The sequence below is a fragment of the Yoonia sp. SWMV100 genome, from assembly GCF_056108365.1.
Map to the genome: position 1 here is coordinate 25860 of NZ_JBWBAQ010000002.1, position 18244 is coordinate 44103.

Below are 18244 nucleotides of genomic sequence, written 5' to 3' on the forward strand. Positions count from 1 at the left end.
AGCGGGTTGTAACTGCTGCGCTACGACATAGTTTGTGACAAAATTCCGTGCAGCACAGCACCCCCCCTATAAGGACACCGCCTTTTGTTAGTTTCTCACTATGACCTCTTTGTTCTTTCCGTCGGTGCAATTCTTGTAGGTCTCAAGCTTTTGATCAAAGGCGGTGACCTGACGATTGATGCAGCTGTGTTTATTGCCAAACGAACGGGGCTATCGCCGCTCTTTATCGGTGCGACGATCATCTCTTTTGGGACCTCGGTGCCCGAACTGTTTACATCGGTCAATGCAAACTTGCAGGGGTTTCCGGGGATCGCGCTTGGAAATGTCTTGGGATCAAACATCGCCAACATCCTTCTTGTTTTGGGCGCAACCGCCATCATCATGCCGATCGTGGGTCAACCAAAACAGTTGGTAAAGGACCTGACAATGATGCTGCTCGCGACGGCCATCTTGACCTACGGGATGATGATGGGCGCCTTTTCCGCATCGCTTGGCCTGATCATGTTCGCTGTGTTGGCAGCATTCGTGTTTTACCAATACAAAACCGACAGCCTAGAGGTCGACCTTGATGACGATGACGGCGAATGCCAAATCGCATCGATGCAAGGCGCGGTGTTTATTTTGCTGGGTGGTTTGGTTGCATTGGCGATCGGATCGGAAATGCTGGTGAAAGGCGCAGTTGTGATTGGCAGCCTGATCGGGGTACCCGAGGCGATTATCGGCATGACTGTCGTCGCGTTTGGCACATCGCTTCCGGAACTGTCGACCTGCATTGCCGCTGCCCGTAAGAAATCGACCCATATGATCCTCGGGAATATCATCGGGTCGAATACGTTCAATATCCTGTCGATCATTGGGGTTACCGCCATGATTAAACCTTTGGCGGTGACGCCTGTGTTGATGGGCATGCAGCTTTGGGCGACCATCGGTGTTGCCGTCGGTTTTGCAGTTTGGATGCTAACGGTTGGCAAAATCACCAAGAGGATCGGTATTGTGATGGTCGCAGCCTACGTCCTGTTTATGGCGGCGCAGTATATCGTCCCCACCGGACCGGCACCCATTCTTTAGGCGATGCCCGTGGTGCAATATTTTCACGGCTTTCCCGTTTTCATCTGAATGCGAACAACCTATACCGCCTTTCATTAGCTTATCACCCGGGGATCCTAAGACATGAGCAAAGCAGAGATCGGCCTGATTGGCCTTGGTACAATGGGCGCGGCGCTTGCGCTTAACATCGCCGATAACGGCTTTGATATTGCCGTTTGGAACCGGACAACCAAAGTCACACATGATTTCCATGCCGCTGCTGGCCGTCTTGCGGAAAAAATCATCCCGACAGAGACGTTGCAGGAATTGGTTGCCGCGATCGCTGAACCGCGCGCTATCATTTTGATGGTCCCTGCGGGTCAGGCGGTCGACGATCAAATTGCAGCGCTGCGCCCGCTTTTGGGTGACAATGACCTGATTATTGACGCTGGAAATGCCAACTTTCACGACACCAACCGGCGTGCCGATGAAGCAGGCGATTTGCCATTTTTAGGAATCGGTGTTTCAGGCGGCGAAGAAGGTGCCCGCTTTGGCCCGTCGATTATGGGCGGCGGCAAGCGTGCGTATTGGGACCGCGTCGCACATATCCTGACGGCTATCGCCGCGAAACACGAAGGCACAGCCTGCGCCACGTGGATGGGCGAAGCGGGTGCAGGCCACTTTGTCAAAGCCGTGCACAACGGTATCGAATACGCCGATATGCAAATGATCGCCGAAGTTTACGGGATTATGCGCGACGGAATGGGAATGGATAACGCGGCCATCGCGGATACATTCGCCACGTGGGACAAAGGGCCGCTGAAATCCTACCTGATCGAGATTTCAGGAAAGGTCGCGGGGGCAACTGACCCGAAAACCGGCAAACCCATGCTGGATCTGATTGTTGATGCCGCCGGACAAAAAGGCACCGGACGTTGGACCGTGATCGAGGCGCAGCATCTGGCCGCACCTATTCCCGCGATCGAGGCCGCAGTTGTGGCGCGGAATCTGTCATCGCAGATCGAAACACGCGCGGCTGGCGAAGCCTTGTTTGGAACCGGCCCCCGTGCACTCCCCGAAGGCGCGTTGACATTAGCTGATCTTGAAGGGGCGCTGATGGCCGGCAAAATTCTGTGTTACGCGCAGGGCTTTGAAATGATTGCGAAAGCATCGGCCGACTTCGGCTGGGCGTTACCGCTGCCCGAAATCGCCAAAGTATGGCGCGAAGGCTGCATCATCCGGTCGGCGATGCTCGATGATATGGCGACCGCGCTGGGTCAGGATGCAACACGGAACCTGATGTTCGCACCGACATTTGCTGACAGGTTGAAAGCCCACCATGACGCCCTGCGCCAGACAGTTGCCCAAGGTGCGCTGAACGGCATCGCCCTGCCCGCGCTGTCATCCGGCCTGACCTATTTTGATGCCATGCGCACCGCACGTGGCACGGCCAATATGATCCAAGGTCAGCGTGATTTCTTTGGCGCGCACGGCTTTGCCCGTACTGACGGTGGCAGCGGCCATCACGGGCCGTGGGGCCAAGTGTAAGAAAAGGACGTGGGGTGGGTTTTTACCCACCCGCGTTACCCTAATGCGTAGCCCGCGCCGCGCACGGTGCGAACCGGATCGTCGCCGCCATGCTGGGTCAGGACTTTGCGCAAGCGCCCGACATGCACGTCAACCGTCCGTGTATCCACATAAATGTCGCGGCCCCAGACCCGGTCTAGCAACATATCGCGCGACCACACCCGGCCTGGTTTTTCCATAAATGTGGTGAGCAGGCGAAATTCGGTAGGGCCCAGCTTCAACGGATTTTCAGCGCGCGTCACGCGATGGGTTTCCGCATCAAGCACGATATCATCATAGGTCAGCACCTGACCCACCGTCGCCGGGCGGACACGGCGCAACTGCGTGCGTACACGCGCCATCAGTTCGGAAACTGAATACGGCTTTACGACGTAATCGTCCGCTCCTGTCTCCAAGCCGCGGACCTTGTCGACCTCTTCCGAGCGGGCAGATAGCATAATCACCGGAATCCCGCGGGTTTCAGGTTTCATTTTCAGCCGCCGACAGACTTCGATGCCAGACAAATGTGGCATCATCCAATCAAGAATGATGACGTCAGGGGTGTCTTCTTCAACGCAAAGCAGGCCCTCTTCGCCGTTCTCGGCGCGCGTGATGCGAAACCCTTCCGCCTCGAGGTTATAGGCCAAGACCTCGCGCTGTGCGGCTTCGTCTTCGACGATCAAAACATGTGGTTGCTGTGCCATATCGTTAGCCCGCTTTGGCCACATAGGCGGTTTTGTCGCCTTTGGGGCGGGTGTCGTCAGGCATCGACCCGGTGACAAGATAGATCACCTGTTCCGCCATGTTTGTCGTCAAATCACCCATGCGTTCGATGTTTTTAGCCATGAAATGCAGGTGCATACAGGGGGTGATATTGCGTGGATCTTCCATCATAAAGGTCAGAAATTCGCGAAACAGTGCATTATACATCTGGTCGACCTCTTGGTCGCGTTGGCGCACAGCTTCGGCCAATTCCGCGTCGCGGCGCAAATAGGCATCCAACGTGTCTTTTAGCATTTGCTCGACTTCGCGTGCCATCCGGCGCAGGGCGGCATCGGCGCCGCTGACCGGAGTCAGTTCCACCAGAACGCTCGTGCGTTTCGCGATGTTTTTGGCATAATCACCGATCCGCTCAAGCGAGGCAGACAACCGCAGTACGGCAAGAATGGCGCGCAAGTCTTTGGAAACAGGGGCGCGCAGCGCAATTGTGCGTGCCGCTTCTTCGTTGATTTGCTCTTCGAGATCGTCAATCGCTTTGTCGGATTTACGGACTTTTTCGGCCATTTCGACATCACGTTCAGCCAACGAGTTGGCCGCAAGCAAAATTGCTTCTTCGACGAGGCCGCCCATTTTCATGATCAGGGTTGTGATCCCTTCAAGATCGCGGTCATAGGCGGATGAGATATGTTCGTTCATCTGTTGTCTTCCTTAACCGATCCGACCGGAAATATAACTTTCCGTGCGCGGGTCTTGCGGGTTGGTGAAAATCTTGTCGGTGTCGTCAAACTCGACAAGGTTGCCAAGGTGAAAAAACGCGGTCTTTTGGCTGACGCGCGCGGCCTGCTGCATGGAATGCGTAACAATAACCACCGAAAAGCTTTGCCGCAGCTCATCGATCAGTTCTTCCACCTGCGCAGTTGCAATCGGGTCAAGCGCCGAACAGGGTTCGTCCATCAACAGCACCTCTGGCGCGGTCGCAATAGCGCGTGCGATACACAGACGCTGCTGCTGGCCGCCGGACAATCCGGTGCCCGGTGATTGCAGCCGGTCTTTTGCTTCGTTCCAAAGAGCCGCCTTGCGCAAAGAGCTTTCGACGATTTCGTCCAGATCCGTTTTGTCGCGTGCCAATCCATGAATTTTGGGGCCATAGGCCACGTTATCATAGATCGATTTCGGGAACGGATTTGGCTTTTGAAATACCATGCCGACCTTGGCACGCAACTGGACCGGATCGACCTTCGGGTCATAGATGTCTTCGCCATCAAGCAAGATATTCCCGGTCACCCGACAGATATCGATGGTGTCGTTCATCCGGTTGATGCAGCGCAGAAACGTCGATTTCCCACAGCCGGACGGCCCGATAAAGGCGGTGACGGTTTTATCGGCAATGTCCACATTCACATCTTTGATGGCGTGCGTGTCGCCGTAATATACCTGCACATTGCGCGCGGTAATTTTGACGTCTTGCTGTGTACTCATGGTACGGTCCATTTGAATCATATCTTCCATTGTCTCTTTCCCTACCAGCGCCGCTCGAACCGACGCCGCAAATAGATCGCGACGGCGTTCATAATCAGCAAAAAGACCAGCAGTGTAATAATTGCACCCGATGCCCGTTCAACAAAGCCCGGATCGGCGCGTTGTGTCCAGTTAAAGACCTGCACCGGCAGCGCGGTTGACGCCTCGCCAAATAGGCCGCTTTCGGGCGAATAGGCCGCTGGGTATTCGCGCACAAATGCGACCATCCCGATCAACAGCAGCGGTGCTGTTTCACCCAACGCCTGCGCGAGCCCGATGATGGTGCCAGTCAGGATACCCGGTGCGGCCAAAGGCAACACATGGTGAAACACCGACTGCATCTTCGATGCGCCAACCCCCAAGGCCGCGTCACGGATCGACGGCGGCACCGATTTCAGCGCCGCACGGGTCGAAATGATGATCGTGGGCAAGGTCATCAGGGTCAGAACCAAACCGCCCACCAAAGGCGACGATTGATTGAATTCCATAAAGTTGATGAAAATCGCAAGGCCCAGAATACCGAACACAATCGAAGGCACCGCTGCCAGGTTTGAAATATTGACCTCGATGACATCGGTCCAACGGTTTTTTGGCGCGAATTCTTCCAAGTAGATCGACGATGCCACACCGATGGGCAACGCCAGACACAGCACCACCGCCATCATATAAAGCGATCCAAGGATCGCCACGCCAAGACCGGCGGCTTCGGGGCGTTGATCAGATGCGTCGGGCCACAAAAAGAAGTTCCAGTTGAATTTTGTCCGCAAAATTCCGGCATCTGCCAAGGCCTGCGCGACTTGCAGGGCTTCGGGCGATGTGTTGTTATCCAGTGCCGCGCTGTCCATCGTCACGCGTCCCTTAAAGAACCCATCGATACGCCCCGATGCCAGGACATCAAACTGCACCGTTTGCCCCACCAATTCAGGGTTCGCCAGCACGCGGTCGCGAACAGTTGCGGCGGCTTCTTTTGAAATCATTTCACCGACGTCCTTGTCGGACAGGTCGATCGTGATCCCTTGCGCGGCGATCGTCGCAACCAACGCATCGCGCAACACCGGTGCATAGCCGATCGTCGTGACCTTTGACATCACGCTTAGGTCGCGTACGCCGGATTTGTCCAGCCTGTCTTGGGGCAGTTCGACGTTCATGGTGATGTAGGTTTGGCGAAACGCGCTCAGGCCGTTGCCCAAAACCGAACTGAGCAAGATCACCAGCGCCAGCATGGCCACGATGATCGCACCCAATCCGTAGGCCTTGAAACGTGCTTCGGCGGCGTTACGCTTTTTGGTGCGCGCATCCGTCACTAACAAAGAGGTGCTCATTCGTACTGCTCCCGGTATTTGCGCACAATATAAAGCGCAAACACGTTGAGGCCCAAGGTGATGACAAAAAGTGTCAAGCCAAGGGCAAAGGCGACCAGCGTTTCAGGGCTGGCAAAATCGGTATCGCCGGTCAACTGACTGACAATTTTCACGGTGACGGTTGTCATCGCCTCGAACGGGTTCAACGACAGGCGGGCCGCAGCCCCTGCCCCGAGAACCACGATCATGGTTTCACCGATCGCACGCGAGGCCGCCAGCAGGATAGCACCCACAATACCCGGCAGGGCCGCAGGCACGACCACTTGGCGGATCGTCTCGGATTTGGTCGCGCCAAGACCCAGTGACCCGTCACGCATCGATTGCGGCACAGCGTTGATAATGTCGTCCGACAGCGAACTGACGAAGGGGATCAACATCACCCCCATGACCAGACCTGCTGTCATCACCGAAGATGCGCTGGTGCCCAATCCCATCGGCGCTGCAAAGTAGTCGCGCAAAAACGGCCCGACAGTCACCAGCGCAAACAAACCGTAAACGATCGTTGGTATCCCTGCGAGAATTTCAATCGCCGGTTTCGCCACGGACCGCATACGGCGGCTGGCGTATTCCGACAGGTAAATCGCGGCAAACAGCCCGATCGGCACCGCGAAGAACAGCGCGATAAAGCTGATGTAAAGCGTCCCCCAAAGCAGCGGCAGGATGCCAAGATCGGAATTGCCCCGAAAGTTCGGCGACCAGTTGGCCGAGAAAAAGAAATCGCGCCAATCGTATTGATCAAAGAAATGGAATGTCTCGAACAGCATCGAAAATACAATGCCCACCGTCGTCATGATCGCGATGGTCGACGCAAAAATCAGCAGACCCATGATCCAGCGCTCTGCAAATGTGCGCGCGCGGCTATCCACTTTGATCTTCAGCAGCGAAAGCGCAAATCCGGTCACGGCCAGCGCGATAATCACAACTGTAAATAACCACGACCCGCTTGCGTCAGCAAGCCGACGGTACAGCGCAAAAATAAGAATTGCAGCAAGCGGCGGGATTGCAGTTGAAAGAACTGTGTTCAGAGCGTGCTGTTTGGGCAGCGAAACCAGCTTGCGGATATCCCCGCCAGCGACTTGCATTGCCCGCGACTTGGCCACAAAAAAGCCGACGATTGTCAGCCCCAGAATAACAAGCAGCGGAAGGGTCAGCGATTGCATGATCGATTCCAGATGTAAGAAGGATATCAGGGGCACCCGAAAGCGCCCCTGACAGTGTTGAATTAAGAGCCGCTGCCCATCGTCACTTCGTCAGCGACGGTTGCCTGCACTGTTGCAAGCTCTGGGTCGGATACCAGACCGTATTGTGCCAATGGGCCGTCTGGGCCTGCCATGTCGTCGGATACAAAGAATTCAGCGAATTCTTTGACGCCGGGGATCACGCCGATGTGGGCGGCTTTGATGTAGAAATACAGTGGGCGCGATACAGGATAGTCGCCAGCTGCGATGGATTCAGTCGACGGCACAACGCCAGACATTGTTGCGACTTGCAGCTTGTCTGTGTTGTTTTCGTAGAAGGCCAGACCGAATACACCAATGCCGTTGTTGTCAGCTTGGATACGGGCCAGCGTTTCTGTGTAGTCACCGTCGATGTCGACCGACAGGCCGTCGGTGCGGATCGCCATACATGTGCCTTCGGCTGCATCTTCGTCGCCGCCATTCAAGGCGACGATTGCTTCCAATGCACCGCTTTCTTCACAACCGGCAAGGATCACTTTTTCTTCAAACACTTCACGTGTGCCGTGCTTGGTGCCTGGAATGAACGCCTGGATCGGTTGCGCAGGGAACGCTGGGTTCACTTGGTCCCATGTTGTCAACGGGTTCGCAACCAATGCGCCGTCAACGACGACCTCGGCTGCCAGCGCCTTGTACCAGTCGGCAGGTGTGAATTCGAACGCGTTGCCGTTGATGTCGGATGCGAAAACAATCCCATCGTAGCCGATACGCACTTCGATGATGTCGGTGACGCCAGCGGCGGCACAGGCTTCGACTTCAGACGATTTGATCGCGCGTGAAGCGTTTGCGATGTCGATGGTGTTTTCGCCCACGCCTTCGCAGAAACGCTTAAGGCCAGCGGAAGAGCCGCCTGATTCAACGACAGGCGTCGGGAAATCAAAGTTTTCGCCGAACACTTCGGCGACGATGGATGCATATGGCAACACGGTGGAAGACCCTGCAACCTGCACGTTGTCGCGTGCAAATGCAGAGGTAGCGGTCAAAGCAGCAAAAACAGCAGTTGTTGCAGTCAGTTTCATGATCGACATCAAATTACTCCAGTCAGTCAAACATCGGCTCCGCGCACATCGCAGACCCATTGCGGCGCGTCTAAGCGCCCTCCCCGAACCTTTTGTGACACTAATGTAAAAGTTTTATGACAGTCAAAACGTCGGTAAGATCACAGATACCTTTGTGCCTTGGCCTTCTTCGCTTTCGATGCGCATGCGCCCACGGTGCCGGTTCACAATATGTTTTACAATTGCAAGGCCAAGCCCGGTTCCGCCGATCTCGCGCGACCTGTGATTGTCCACCCGATAGAATCGTTCGGTCAGACGGGCAAGATGGTGCGATGCGATCCCTTCACCGTCATCGGTGACAGTGACACACATGGCATCTGACCGAAGACGGGTGTCATGCGCACGCTTGTGTATGGTCACGGTCACCCGTTTTCCGGCAGCGCCATATTTGATGCCGTTTTCAACCAGGTTGGTGAACACCTGCACCAGCTGCCCCGCGTCGCCCGGAATCAATTCGCCGTTGCCATCATTCACAAGCGTCACTGTCACGCCTGCGGTCATCGCCTGCGGTTCAAGCGCCTTGATGACCGACGTCAGCACGCTGCCCAAGTCGACATTGTCACGCGGGCGCACGCGTTCTTCGACCTCGACCCGGCTCAGCGATAGCAGGTCATCGACAAGCCGCGTCATCCGTGCCGCCTCGTTCGCCATGATGGATAGGAAACGGTCCCGTGCTGCGGCATCATTGCGCGCCGCGCCGCCCAGCGTTTCGATGAATCCCATCAATGCCGTCAGCGGTGTGCGCAATTCGTGACTGACGTTGGCCACAAAGTCGCGGCGCATTTGTCCTGCCTCTTCTGACGCGGTCTGGTCTTCGAAGCTCAGGACAATATCCCCGTTGGTTTCGGCCAGCGTGACCCGATAGACAGTGTCTTTGGCACCGTCCCTGCTGGTAAACCGCACGGTCCCCGGCGTGCCGCGCCCGCGCAAAGTCGTAATTGCTGCAATAATCGCGGGCTGGCGCAGCGCCGTGATATAATGTTTGCCGACCAGTTCCGGACCCAAAATCTTTTCCAAAGCGGCATTGACTGCCCGTACACGGTCTTGGGGGCCGACGACCAAAACCGGGATCGGCAGCGCGGAAATCACATTGGCAATATGGTCATAGGTCACGATGCAATCCAAAATTCAAAAGACGGGCGTTAGGCTAAAGCGCGATCAAATCCCGCGCAAAACGCGCAGCATTTTCTTGATAATGCACGGCAGAAGCGCGCAATCGCGCCTGTTCAGCAGCGTCCAGCACGCGCACGACCTTGCCGGGTGCGCCCATGACAAGTGATCCGTCCGGGATCACCTTGCCTTCGGTGATCAAGGCACCGGCGCCAATCAAACACCCTTTGCCAATCACCGCCCCGTTCAGCACCGTCGCCCCCATCCCGATCAGGCTGTCGTCGCCAATGGTACAGCCGTGCAGCATCGCCTTGTGGCCAATGGTACAGCCCAGCCCGATGGTCAGCGGGAACCCGATATCGGTATGCAATACGCAGTTTTCCTGAATATTGCTGCCCGCGCCAACAGTGATCATCTCGTTGTCGCCGCGCAGTGTGCTGCCAAACCAAACCGAGGTTTGGGGATTTAACGTGACCTTGCCAATAATGTGGCACCCCGGCGCCACCCATGCGCCATCGGCCACATGCGGGCGCGTCGTACCCAGTGCATAAAGTGTCATTCGCGGTCTCCGAACTGGTTTTGCAAGGCACGGACATGATCCACCAGATCAGGTTGCTGCGATCGGCGCAGACGTTCCGCGCTGATGATCGTTTTCAGCCGCTCTTCGGTGGTGTCCAAATCATCATTCACCAAGACGTAGTCATATCCGTCCCAATGGCTGATCTCGTCCCAGCTTTTTTGCATCCGCTTTTCGATGATATCGGGTGCGTCCTGACCGCGCGACACCAAACGACGATGCAATTCTGCGATCGAGGGCGGCAGGATGAAGATCGACAGCACGTGTTTTTGCAGCGCTGAATTGCTGATCTGCTGGGCGCCCTGCCAGTCGATGTCGAATAGAACATCGCGCCCGTCTTCGATCGCGGCCTGCACGGGGGCCTTGGGCGACCCGTAATAATTCCCGAACACCCGCGCGTGTTCCAGCATATCGCCACTGGCGACCTGGTCCTGAAATTCGGGTATGCTGACAAAGTAATAATCTTGACCATTCTGTTCGCCCGCACGCGGTTCGCGTGTTGTCGCAGAGACCGAAAACCTGAGCGTGTCGTCCCACGCGCGCAGCCGACCCGCCAGTGTCGACTTTCCCGCCCCAGACGGGGACGAAAGAATAATCAAAAGTCCACGACGCGCCATCACTTACTCCACATTCTGAATTTGTTCGCGCATCTGGTCGATCATGGCCTTCAGGTCAAGCCCGATCGCGGTCAACGGTGCTGACTGCGCCTTAGCGCACAGCGTATTGGCCTCGCGGTTGAATTCCTGCGCGAGGAAATCAAACTTGCGGCCCGAGGGTGCGTCAGATTTTAACAAAACCCACGCGGCCTTAATGTGCGCCCCTAGCCGGTCGATTTCTTCGGTCACATCGGATTTCACCGCCAACAGCGCAAGTTCCTGTGCGATGCGCCCTGGATCTGCCTCGGCCACATCAGAAATGACGCGCTGTAACGCTGCGGTAAGGGTCTCGCGCTGTTTGGGAATGCGGTCCGCTGCGGCACTGCCGGCGCGATCCGTCAGGTCGGCAATCTGCGTTAACTGGTCCGCAATCACTGCGTGCAAATGCATCCCTTCGGACTGTCGCATCATGTTGAAATCGGCCAACAGAGGCGCGATATCACCACGCAAAGCAGTAAGAAGCGCGGCACTGTCTTCCTCGACTTCGCCCGCGATCAGCACGCCGCGCTGGCTTAGCACGTCAGCCGCGGTGGGCTGTCCCAGCGTGACACCTTTGGTAAAAGCCCGCTCTTGGATGGTATCAAGTGCTGCAAGCACGGAATCTAGCCGCGCTTCGTCTATTGCTAAAACACCCGCGCTGTCCGCGCGCGTGAGACGCAAGTTTACGGTCACATTTCCGCGCGCGATCACCGCCGTAATGTGTGACCGCAGGTCAGCTTCAAGCGCGCCGATCCCGTCGGGCAACCGCAGCCGCACGTCAAGACCACGGCCGTTGACGCCGCGCATTTCCCATTGCCACGAGACAGATCCGAGCGCGCCCATCCTACTTGCAAATGCGGTCATTGACTTTGTCATACTTGCCCTACCTTTTCCTAAGTCACGGCGGTCACATTAAGAACGGACCTTGGGAGCGCGTAGTGTGACGTTAACCGTTTAATACTTTGTTAAGTGAATTTGTGACTAAACTCTGTTAAATTCGATTTAAAGGGAAATCGGATTGGTGCCTTCTGGACCGATCGTGAAAAATGGTAGGACCATTATGACTGTTGTCGATACAACCAACCTTCGTCGCACAGGTGACATGCCCGGCAGCCACCATCCTGTTTTGCAGGGACTTGAAACATATTGGCAGGCGCTGCGCCACGCACGGTATGTCCCGTCACGAAACGATGTCCAGCCAAGCCAGATCGACGCGGCCCTGCCCCATACATTTATATTGCAACGTGTTGCACCGGGCATCGCACGCATGCGCGTCGCGGGTCAGCAACTGCACGATTTGTTGAAAATGGACGCCCGCGGGATGCCCATCAGTACGTTCTTTCTACCAGAAGCGCGTGACCAGCTTGCCGGTTTGATCGAAGCCGCTTTTTCAGAGCCTGCCATTATCGCAGTGCCGCTGTATTCACCCGGCAGCCTGATCAAACCAAGCCTGACAGGCGCCATGTTGCTGCTCCCTTTGCGCGACGACGAAGGGATGACCAGCCGGATAATGGGTGCAATCGTCACCGAAGGAAACCGTGGCACGCGGCCGCGCCGTTTTTCAATTCCGGATACAATACCGATCCGGCATGAAACTTTGGGGATCAAACTTGCTGCTGTCCAACAGCTACCGCATCGTCAAAAGGAAAAAGGGCCAGACGTTGCACGCCCGGCCCTGCGTTTAGTTGTGAATAATGGCTAATCAGCCCGCTTTCGCCTGCATCAAACGGTTGCGGCGGGACGACAGTTCTTCGGACACGAGGAACGCCAATTCCAAAGATTGCGACGCATTCAAACGTGGGTCACATGCCGTATGATAGCGGCTCGATAGATCCTCGTCCGTCACAGCGCGAATGCCACCCGTGCATTCGGTCACATCTTTGCCCGTCATCTCAAAGTGGACGCCGCCCGGGACCGTGTTCTCGGCGTTGTGGATGGCAAAAAACTCTTTGACTTCGCGCAGGACGCTGTCGAATGGCCGGGTTTTATAGCCGGTACTTGATTTGATTGTGTTGCCGTGCATCGCGTCACAGGTCCAAACCACGTTTGCGCCTTCTTCTTCGACCGCTTTGATCAGGCGTGGCAGGTGGTCACCCACCGCCCCTGCACCAAAGCGTGCGATCAGTGTCAGACGCCCGGCTTCGTTGGTCGGATTCAGCGATGCCATCAACGCCTTCAGGTGGCCAGAGGTCATGCTCGGCCCGCATTTCAGGCCAATCGGGTTCTGAACGCCCTTGCAGAATTCGACATGGGCACCGTCAGGCTGACGGGTGCGATCGCCAATCCAGATCATGTGACCAGAGCCCGCCAACCATTTCCCGGATGTCGAATCCAAACGGCACAATGCCTCTTCGTATTCCAGCAACAGCGCTTCGTGGCTGGTGTAGAAATCAACCGTTTGCAGTTCGTGGTTGGTTTCTGTGGTCAGACCTGCGGCTTCCATGAAATCAAGGGTATCGGTGATACGGGCAGCCATATCACTGTATTTCTTAACCTCGTTGGCGTCGGTAAAGCCCAAGGTCCACTTGTGGACTTCGTGGACATTGGCAAAACCACCCGTTGAAAATGCGCGCAGCAGGTTCAGCGTTGCCGCGGCCTGCGTATAGGCTTGCGCCATCCGCTCTGGATCAGGAATCCGGCTTTCCGGTGTAAAGTCGAAGCCATTGATAATGTCACCGCGGTAGCTGGGCAATTCAACACCATCAATGATTTCAGTCGGTGCAGAACGCGGCTTGGCCATCTGACCCGCCATACGCCCCACCTTAACAACGGGGACTTTGGCGCCATAGGTCAGAACCATGGCCATTTGCAGCAACACTTTGAACGTATCACGAATGCCGTCGGCGCCGAATTCAGCAAAGCTTTCTGCGCAATCGCCGCCTTGCAGCAGGAATGCCTCGCCACGGCTAACCGCGCCAAGCTGTTTCTTCAACTTGCGCGCTTCGCCAGCAAAAACCAACGGTGGATAGCTGGCAAGACGACCTTCAACAGCGTTCAGCGCGGCTGCGTCGGTATAGTCGGGCATCTGAACCCGGGGCTTTTTGCGCCAGTCAGATCTTTGCCAGTTGGTCATTTTATTGCTCCATATCCAAGCGTGGTGAATAATTTTCAGGAGGTCCGTATAACGCGCACAGTGCGGCGGGCCAACATCAAAGTGCGTATTGCGTCGTCATGGCGATGTTTGCACTTGAAGGCGTGCGTCAAAACTGGTTCGGTCTTTCGATCTTATGAACGGAATCCTGCATGATCGTTGAACCGCAAATCGTCGAAGTCGACCATACAGGCAAACCCCGCCGCTTTGTATTTGTCTTGCTGGACCAATTCACGATGCTGAGCTTCGCAGCCGCGATCGAAAGCCTGCGGATCGCGAACCGCACCGCCGGGACACCCTTGTATCGTTGGACAATTGTCAGTGAAGACGGACATGATGCAGTGTGCTCTAACGGGTGCGCCTTTCGCGTCGAGGACGGATTGGTCGAGATGGAGCGCGACGACACAATCATGCTTTGCGGCGGGATTGATGTGCAACGCGCCACGACCAAACGCCTGCTCAACTGGCTGCGTCGCGAAGCGCGGCGCGGCGCCACAATCGCAGGCCTTTGCACAGCGGGATATAGTATCGCCAAGGCAGGCCTGCTGGATGGCAAACGCGCAACCATCCATTGGGAGAATCAGGACAGTTTTGCCGAAGAGTTCGAGGACGTGATCCTGACCAAGTCCATTTTCGTCGTCGACGGCAACCGGATCACGGCCGCCGGCGGCACCGCGTCAATTGATCTGATGATCAAACTGATCGCGGACGACCACGGCGAAGATTTGGCAAATGCCGTCGCGGATATTCTTGTGTATTCTGCCATCCGGACGGATCAGGACACGCAGCGACTGTCCATCCCAACCCGGATCGGTGTGCGCCACCCAAAGCTATCACAAGTGATCCAAATGATGGAAAACAACATCGAGGAACCCATCAGTCCCGCGGTTCTTGCCTCTGATGTTGGTATGTCGACACGTCAACTTGAACGGCTGTTTCGGCGGTATCTGTCACGAAGCCCGAAACGCTACTATATGGAATTACGCCTGCAGAGGGCGCGCAACCTGTTGATGCAAACCGATATGACAGTGATCAATGTCGCACTTGCGTGCGGCTTTGCATCGCCATCGCATTTTTCCAAGTGCTATCGGTCACATTACGACACGACACCCTACCGCGAACGAGGAAGTCATGCGACACGCGCGCCGCTTTAACCTGAAGGGCAGCGCAAGCCCCACGAAACACGCAGGGGATGCAACGCGGCTTTTCGCCTGAAAACAATGGAATTTTCAGGAGATTTGCCGCGGCATTCCGACTTTCCTTTTGGAAACGCCCTGATAAGCTGCGTGCAGAAATAAAAATCCAACCGGGAGACAAAAATGAAAAAACTGTTAATGGCGACGTCGGCCATCGCAATGATGTCCAGCGCAGCGATGGCTGCAGGCCACGCCGAAGAAGTCAAAATTGGTGTGGTACTTGGATTCACCGGCCCGCTCGAATCCATCACCCCAGCGATGGGCGCAGGTGCAGAGCTCGCGATGGCAGAAGCAACCGAATCCGGTGCGCTGCTGGGTGGTGCAACCGTCACATCCGTGCGCGGTGACAGCACATGCATCGACGCAGGTGCCGCGACTGCTGCCGCTGAAAGACTGGTCACGTCAGATGGGATCAAGGCGATCATGGGCGCGGACTGTTCTGGTGTCACCGGTGCCATTCTGCAAAACGTGGCGCGGCCAAACGGTGTTGTTATGATCTCGCCATCGGCGACATCACCCGGCCTGTCGTCAGCGGAAGATGACGGTCTGTTCTTCCGCACAGCACCGTCGGATGCACGTCAGGGTGTAATCATCGCCGAAATTCTGCAGTCGCGTGGCGTCGAGCAGGTCGCACTGACTTATACCAACAACGACTATGGCAAAGGTTTGGCTGACGCCTTCCAAGCGGCATTCGAAGAAGCTGGCGGCACTGTCACTATTTCTGCCGCCCACGAAGACGGCAAAGCAGATTATTCCGCCGAAGTCGGCGCGTTGGCATCTGCGGGTGGTGAAGTATTGGTTGTCGCAGGTTACGTTGACCAGGGCGGTTCCGGCGTTGTGCGTTCGGCACTTGATACTGGCGCATTCGACACCTTCTATTTCCCCGATGGGATGGTTGGCGCAAAGCTGAACGAAAACTTTGGCGCTGAATTGAACGGATCGTATGGCGCCTATCCCGGCACCGACAGCCCGGGTGCTGCAAAATTCGTTGAAATGGCGACAGCGGCCGGCTTTGACGGTACTGGCGCGTTTGCGCCTGAATCCTACGACGCCGCTGCCTTGATCATGCTGGCAATGCAGGCTGCGGGATCAAGCGATTCTGCTGCCTTCAAGGACCACGTCTTGGACGTGGCAAACGCACCAGGCATCGAAATCTTCCCGGGTGAAATCGCCAAAGGTCTGGAATTGTTGGCCGCTGGTGAAGACATCGACTATGTCGGCGCCTCCGCAGTTGAACTGATCGGACCCGGTGAATCGGCTGGCAACTATCAGGAAATCGAATTCGCTGACGGTGTTTACGCGACAATCGGTTACCGCTAAGCGGTTCGGATAAAAATTGAAGCGGCGCAGAAACCTGCGCCGCTTCTAACAAAAGACATGCCAAAAAGGCGTGCGAGGGGAAGATATGATCGTTGTCGAAAATCTGGTGAAAACCTTCGGAGGTTTTCGGGCCGTCGATGGTGCGTCGCTGCGCATTGAACAGGGCTCTATTACGGGCCTTATCGGGCCAAACGGCGCTGGCAAAACCACACTTTTCAATGTGATCGCGGGCGTTCTTACACCAACATCCGGACGTGTGACGATGATGGGCGAAGACATCACAGGTCTGCCGCCACACGAATTGTTCCACAAAGGACTGTTGCGGACTTTTCAGATCGCACATGAATTTTCGTCCATGACGGTGCGCGAAAACCTGATGATGGTACCCGGCGCCCAATCAGGTGAAACGCTGTGGAACGCGTGGTTCGGGCGCAAACGGATCGCTGACGAAGAACGCGCACTGCTTGCCAAGGCTGATGAAGTGCTTGAATTTCTGACCATCGACCACCTGAAAGACGAAAAAGCGGGCAATCTGTCAGGCGGCCAGAAAAAGCTGTTGGAACTGGGCCGCACGATGATGGTCGACGCAAAAATCGTCTTTTTGGACGAGGTCGGCGCAGGTGTGAACCGCACCCTTCTTAATACGATTGGCGACGCGATCATTCGCCTGAACAAAGAACGCAACTACACATTTGTCGTCATCGAACACGACATGGATTTTATCGGCCGCCTTTGTGATCCCGTTATTTGTATGGCCGAAGGTCACGTTTTGGCCGAAGGGACATTGGCCGAAATCAAGGCCAACGAACAGGTGATCGAGGCATACCTCGGCACCGGCTTAAAAAACAAAGATAAGGTAACACCATGAAATTTTTGCTGACAATCTTGCTGGGGGCCGTATTGGGGGCCGCTGGCGCATTTTACTATATTTATCTCTATCACGCAGACGGAACCGAGCAGGCGCTGATGCGCAACACGCTCACCACCTATCTGCCCTTCCTGGCGGAGTATATTAACCCGTGACTGAGCCGTTTCTGATTGGTGACGCTATGACCGGTGGCTATGGCAAAGGCCCCGATATTTTGCATGGTTGCACGATTGCCGTCGAAAAAGGCGAGATTGCCGTGATTGTCGGCCCCAACGGGGCTGGCAAATCCACCGCGATGAAAGCCATCTTTGGCATGTTGAATGTGAACTCCGGCGCGGTGCGGCTGGACGGTGAAGACATCACCAAACTGTCGCCGCAGGAACGTGTGGTAAAGGGGATGGGTTTTGTCCCCCAAACCCACAATATTTTCACGTCGATGACGGTCGAAGAAAACCTTGAGATGGGGGCCTTTATCCGCCGCGACGATTTTTCCGATACGATGGCGCAGATCTACGACCTGTTCCCGATCCTGAAAGAAAAACGCCACCAAGCGGCAGGCGAATTGTCAGGCGGTCAACGCCAACAGGTCGCCGTCGGTCGCGCGCTGATGACCAAACCCAAGGTACTGATGCTGGATGAACCCACCGCAGGCGTGTCTCCTATCGTCATGGACGAGCTGTTTGACCGCATCATCGAGGTCGCTCGCACAGGCATCCCAATCTTGATGGTCGAACAAAACGCCCGCCAAGCACTTGAAATTGCAGACAAAGCCTATGTTCTTGTACAGGGCCGAAATGCGCATACTGGTACCGGTAAGGAATTGCTTGCCGACGAAGATGTTAGACGGAGTTTCTTGGGCGGATGAGCATCATAGTTCAAAAATACCGTGCTCGCGTTACTTCTGCTATTTTTATTGCAGCTATCGCAGCCCCATCATTTGCAGAGGTACAATGCAAATTCACA

Annotated in this window: 19 protein-coding genes; 8 read left to right on the top strand and 11 right to left on the bottom strand. The window is 55.8% G+C overall.

Annotated elements, in window-relative coordinates; translation table 11 throughout:
• The first annotated feature begins 84 nt into the window (after positions 1-84).
• Both ACXJGX_RS00145 and gndA read left to right on the top strand, forming a co-directional pair.
• Complete coding sequence (locus ACXJGX_RS00145; RefSeq protein ID WP_474778112.1) at positions 85-1068, top strand: calcium/sodium antiporter; 984 nt, start codon at positions 85-87, stop codon at positions 1066-1068.
• 102 nt (positions 1069-1170) lie between these two features.
• Positions 1171-2574, top strand: coding sequence for an NADP-dependent phosphogluconate dehydrogenase (gene gndA, locus ACXJGX_RS00150; protein WP_474778113.1), 1404 nt, complete (start codon positions 1171-1173; stop codon positions 2572-2574).
• Between the two features lie 35 nt (positions 2575-2609).
• On the opposite strand, the gene phoB is transcribed toward gndA, so the two are convergent.
• From phoB to ACXJGX_RS00200, 10 genes are all read right to left on the bottom strand, one after another.
• Entirely contained in the window at positions 2610-3296 is a 687-nt protein-coding gene (phoB, locus tag ACXJGX_RS00155) for a phosphate regulon transcriptional regulator PhoB (RefSeq protein WP_474778114.1), read from the bottom strand.
• A gap of 4 nt (positions 3297-3300) precedes the next feature.
• The gene (gene phoU / locus ACXJGX_RS00160) at positions 3301-4008 is read right to left on the bottom strand and encodes a phosphate signaling complex protein PhoU (RefSeq protein WP_474778115.1); all 708 of its coding nucleotides are present in this window, start codon (positions 4006-4008) and stop codon (positions 3301-3303) included.
• Positions 4009-4020: 12 nt separating this feature from the next.
• On the bottom strand, positions 4021-4821 hold the full coding sequence (gene pstB / locus ACXJGX_RS00165) for a phosphate ABC transporter ATP-binding protein PstB (protein ID WP_474778116.1): 801 nt from the start codon (positions 4819-4821) through the stop codon (positions 4021-4023).
• Between the two features lie 11 nt (positions 4822-4832).
• Positions 4833-6152 (bottom strand): phosphate ABC transporter permease PstA, encoded by a 1320-nt coding sequence (gene pstA, locus ACXJGX_RS00170; protein WP_474778117.1) that lies wholly within the window; start codon positions 6150-6152, stop codon positions 4833-4835.
• Positions 6149-7351 (bottom strand): phosphate ABC transporter permease subunit PstC, encoded by a 1203-nt coding sequence (gene pstC / locus ACXJGX_RS00175; protein ID WP_474778118.1) that lies wholly within the window; start codon positions 7349-7351, stop codon positions 6149-6151. Before pstC ends, pstA begins: the two co-directional genes overlap by 4 nt.
• 62 nt (positions 7352-7413) lie before the next feature.
• On the bottom strand, positions 7414-8454 hold the full coding sequence (locus tag ACXJGX_RS00180) for a substrate-binding domain-containing protein (protein WP_474778119.1): 1041 nt from the start codon (positions 8452-8454) through the stop codon (positions 7414-7416).
• A 114-nt stretch (positions 8455-8568) separates the two neighbouring features.
• On the bottom strand, positions 8569-9597 hold the full coding sequence (locus ACXJGX_RS00185; protein WP_474778120.1) for a sensor histidine kinase: 1029 nt from the start codon (positions 9595-9597) through the stop codon (positions 8569-8571).
• A gap of 34 nt (positions 9598-9631) precedes the next feature.
• Positions 9632-10153, bottom strand: coding sequence for a gamma carbonic anhydrase family protein (locus tag ACXJGX_RS00190; protein WP_474778121.1), 522 nt, complete (start codon positions 10151-10153; stop codon positions 9632-9634).
• Complete coding sequence (gene gmk, locus ACXJGX_RS00195) at positions 10150-10788, bottom strand: guanylate kinase (RefSeq protein WP_474778122.1); 639 nt, start codon at positions 10786-10788, stop codon at positions 10150-10152. The genes ACXJGX_RS00190 and gmk overlap by 4 nt, the downstream gene beginning before the upstream one ends.
• Positions 10789-10791: 3 nt before the next feature.
• Positions 10792-11670: a YicC/YloC family endoribonuclease gene (locus ACXJGX_RS00200; RefSeq protein ID WP_474778123.1), complete on the bottom strand. Its 879-nt coding sequence runs from the start codon at positions 11668-11670 to the stop codon at positions 10792-10794.
• A 196-nt stretch (positions 11671-11866) separates the two neighbouring features.
• Between ACXJGX_RS00200 and ACXJGX_RS00205 the strand changes: the two genes are divergently transcribed.
• Entirely contained in the window at positions 11867-12508 is a 642-nt protein-coding gene (locus ACXJGX_RS00205) for a PAS domain-containing protein (protein WP_474778124.1), read from the top strand.
• Here the strand turns inward: ACXJGX_RS00205 and ACXJGX_RS00210 are convergent, their stop codons facing one another.
• Entirely contained in the window at positions 12509-13879 is a 1371-nt protein-coding gene (locus ACXJGX_RS00210) for a class II 3-deoxy-7-phosphoheptulonate synthase (protein ID WP_474778125.1), read from the bottom strand.
• Between the two features lie 170 nt (positions 13880-14049).
• Between ACXJGX_RS00210 and ACXJGX_RS00215 the strand changes: the two genes are divergently transcribed.
• The 5 genes from ACXJGX_RS00215 to ACXJGX_RS00235 all read left to right on the top strand — a co-directional run bounded on the left by ACXJGX_RS00215 (position 14050) and on the right by ACXJGX_RS00235 (position 18146).
• Positions 14050-15051: a GlxA family transcriptional regulator gene (locus ACXJGX_RS00215; protein ID WP_474778126.1), complete on the top strand. Its 1002-nt coding sequence runs from the start codon at positions 14050-14052 to the stop codon at positions 15049-15051.
• Between the two features lie 165 nt (positions 15052-15216).
• A complete protein-coding gene (locus tag ACXJGX_RS00220; protein WP_474778127.1) occupies positions 15217-16413 on the top strand; it encodes an ABC transporter substrate-binding protein in 1197 nt (398 codons plus the stop codon).
• 85 nt (positions 16414-16498) lie between these two features.
• On the top strand, positions 16499-17281 hold the full coding sequence (locus ACXJGX_RS00225; RefSeq protein WP_474778128.1) for an ABC transporter ATP-binding protein: 783 nt from the start codon (positions 16499-16501) through the stop codon (positions 17279-17281).
• Positions 17278-17436: a hypothetical protein gene (locus ACXJGX_RS00230; RefSeq protein WP_474778129.1), complete on the top strand. Its 159-nt coding sequence runs from the start codon at positions 17278-17280 to the stop codon at positions 17434-17436. Before ACXJGX_RS00225 ends, ACXJGX_RS00230 begins: the two co-directional genes overlap by 4 nt.
• A complete protein-coding gene (locus ACXJGX_RS00235) occupies positions 17433-18146 on the top strand; it encodes an ABC transporter ATP-binding protein (protein WP_474778130.1) in 714 nt (237 codons plus the stop codon). The genes ACXJGX_RS00230 and ACXJGX_RS00235 overlap by 4 nt, the downstream gene beginning before the upstream one ends.
• Positions 18147-18244 lie beyond the last annotated feature (98 nt).

Excerpts from the sequence above, each read along its gene's own strand:
- pstA (WP_474778117.1), bottom strand. The coding sequence starts at position 6,152 with ATGAGCACCTCTTTGTTAGTGACGGATGCGCGCACCAAAAAGCGTAAC.
- phoB (WP_474778114.1), bottom strand. The coding sequence starts at position 3,296 with ATGGCACAGCAACCACATGTTTTGATCGTCGAAGACGAAGCCGCACAG.
- pstB (WP_474778116.1), bottom strand. The coding sequence starts at position 4,821 with ATGGAAGATATGATTCAAATGGACCGTACCATGAGTACACAGCAAGAC.
- ACXJGX_RS00200 (WP_474778123.1), bottom strand. The coding sequence starts at position 11,670 with ATGACCGCATTTGCAAGTAGGATGGGCGCGCTCGGATCTGTCTCGTGG.
- phoU (WP_474778115.1), bottom strand. The coding sequence starts at position 4,008 with ATGAACGAACATATCTCATCCGCCTATGACCGCGATCTTGAAGGGATC.
- ACXJGX_RS00225 (WP_474778128.1), top strand. The coding sequence starts at position 16,499 with ATGATCGTTGTCGAAAATCTGGTGAAAACCTTCGGAGGTTTTCGGGCC.
- ACXJGX_RS00220 (WP_474778127.1), top strand. The coding sequence starts at position 15,217 with ATGAAAAAACTGTTAATGGCGACGTCGGCCATCGCAATGATGTCCAGC.
- ACXJGX_RS00180 (WP_474778119.1), bottom strand. The coding sequence starts at position 8,454 with ATGTCGATCATGAAACTGACTGCAACAACTGCTGTTTTTGCTGCTTTG.
- ACXJGX_RS00230 (WP_474778129.1), top strand. The coding sequence starts at position 17,278 with ATGAAATTTTTGCTGACAATCTTGCTGGGGGCCGTATTGGGGGCCGCT.
- gmk (WP_474778122.1), bottom strand. The coding sequence starts at position 10,788 with ATGGCGCGTCGTGGACTTTTGATTATTCTTTCGTCCCCGTCTGGGGCG.
- ACXJGX_RS00190 (WP_474778121.1), bottom strand. The coding sequence starts at position 10,153 with ATGACACTTTATGCACTGGGTACGACGCGCCCGCATGTGGCCGATGGC.
- pstC (WP_474778118.1), bottom strand. The coding sequence starts at position 7,351 with ATGCAATCGCTGACCCTTCCGCTGCTTGTTATTCTGGGGCTGACAATC.
- ACXJGX_RS00215 (WP_474778126.1), top strand. The coding sequence starts at position 14,050 with ATGATCGTTGAACCGCAAATCGTCGAAGTCGACCATACAGGCAAACCC.
- gndA (WP_474778113.1), top strand. The coding sequence starts at position 1,171 with ATGAGCAAAGCAGAGATCGGCCTGATTGGCCTTGGTACAATGGGCGCG.
- ACXJGX_RS00205 (WP_474778124.1), top strand. The coding sequence starts at position 11,867 with ATGACTGTTGTCGATACAACCAACCTTCGTCGCACAGGTGACATGCCC.
- ACXJGX_RS00210 (WP_474778125.1), bottom strand. The coding sequence starts at position 13,879 with ATGACCAACTGGCAAAGATCTGACTGGCGCAAAAAGCCCCGGGTTCAG.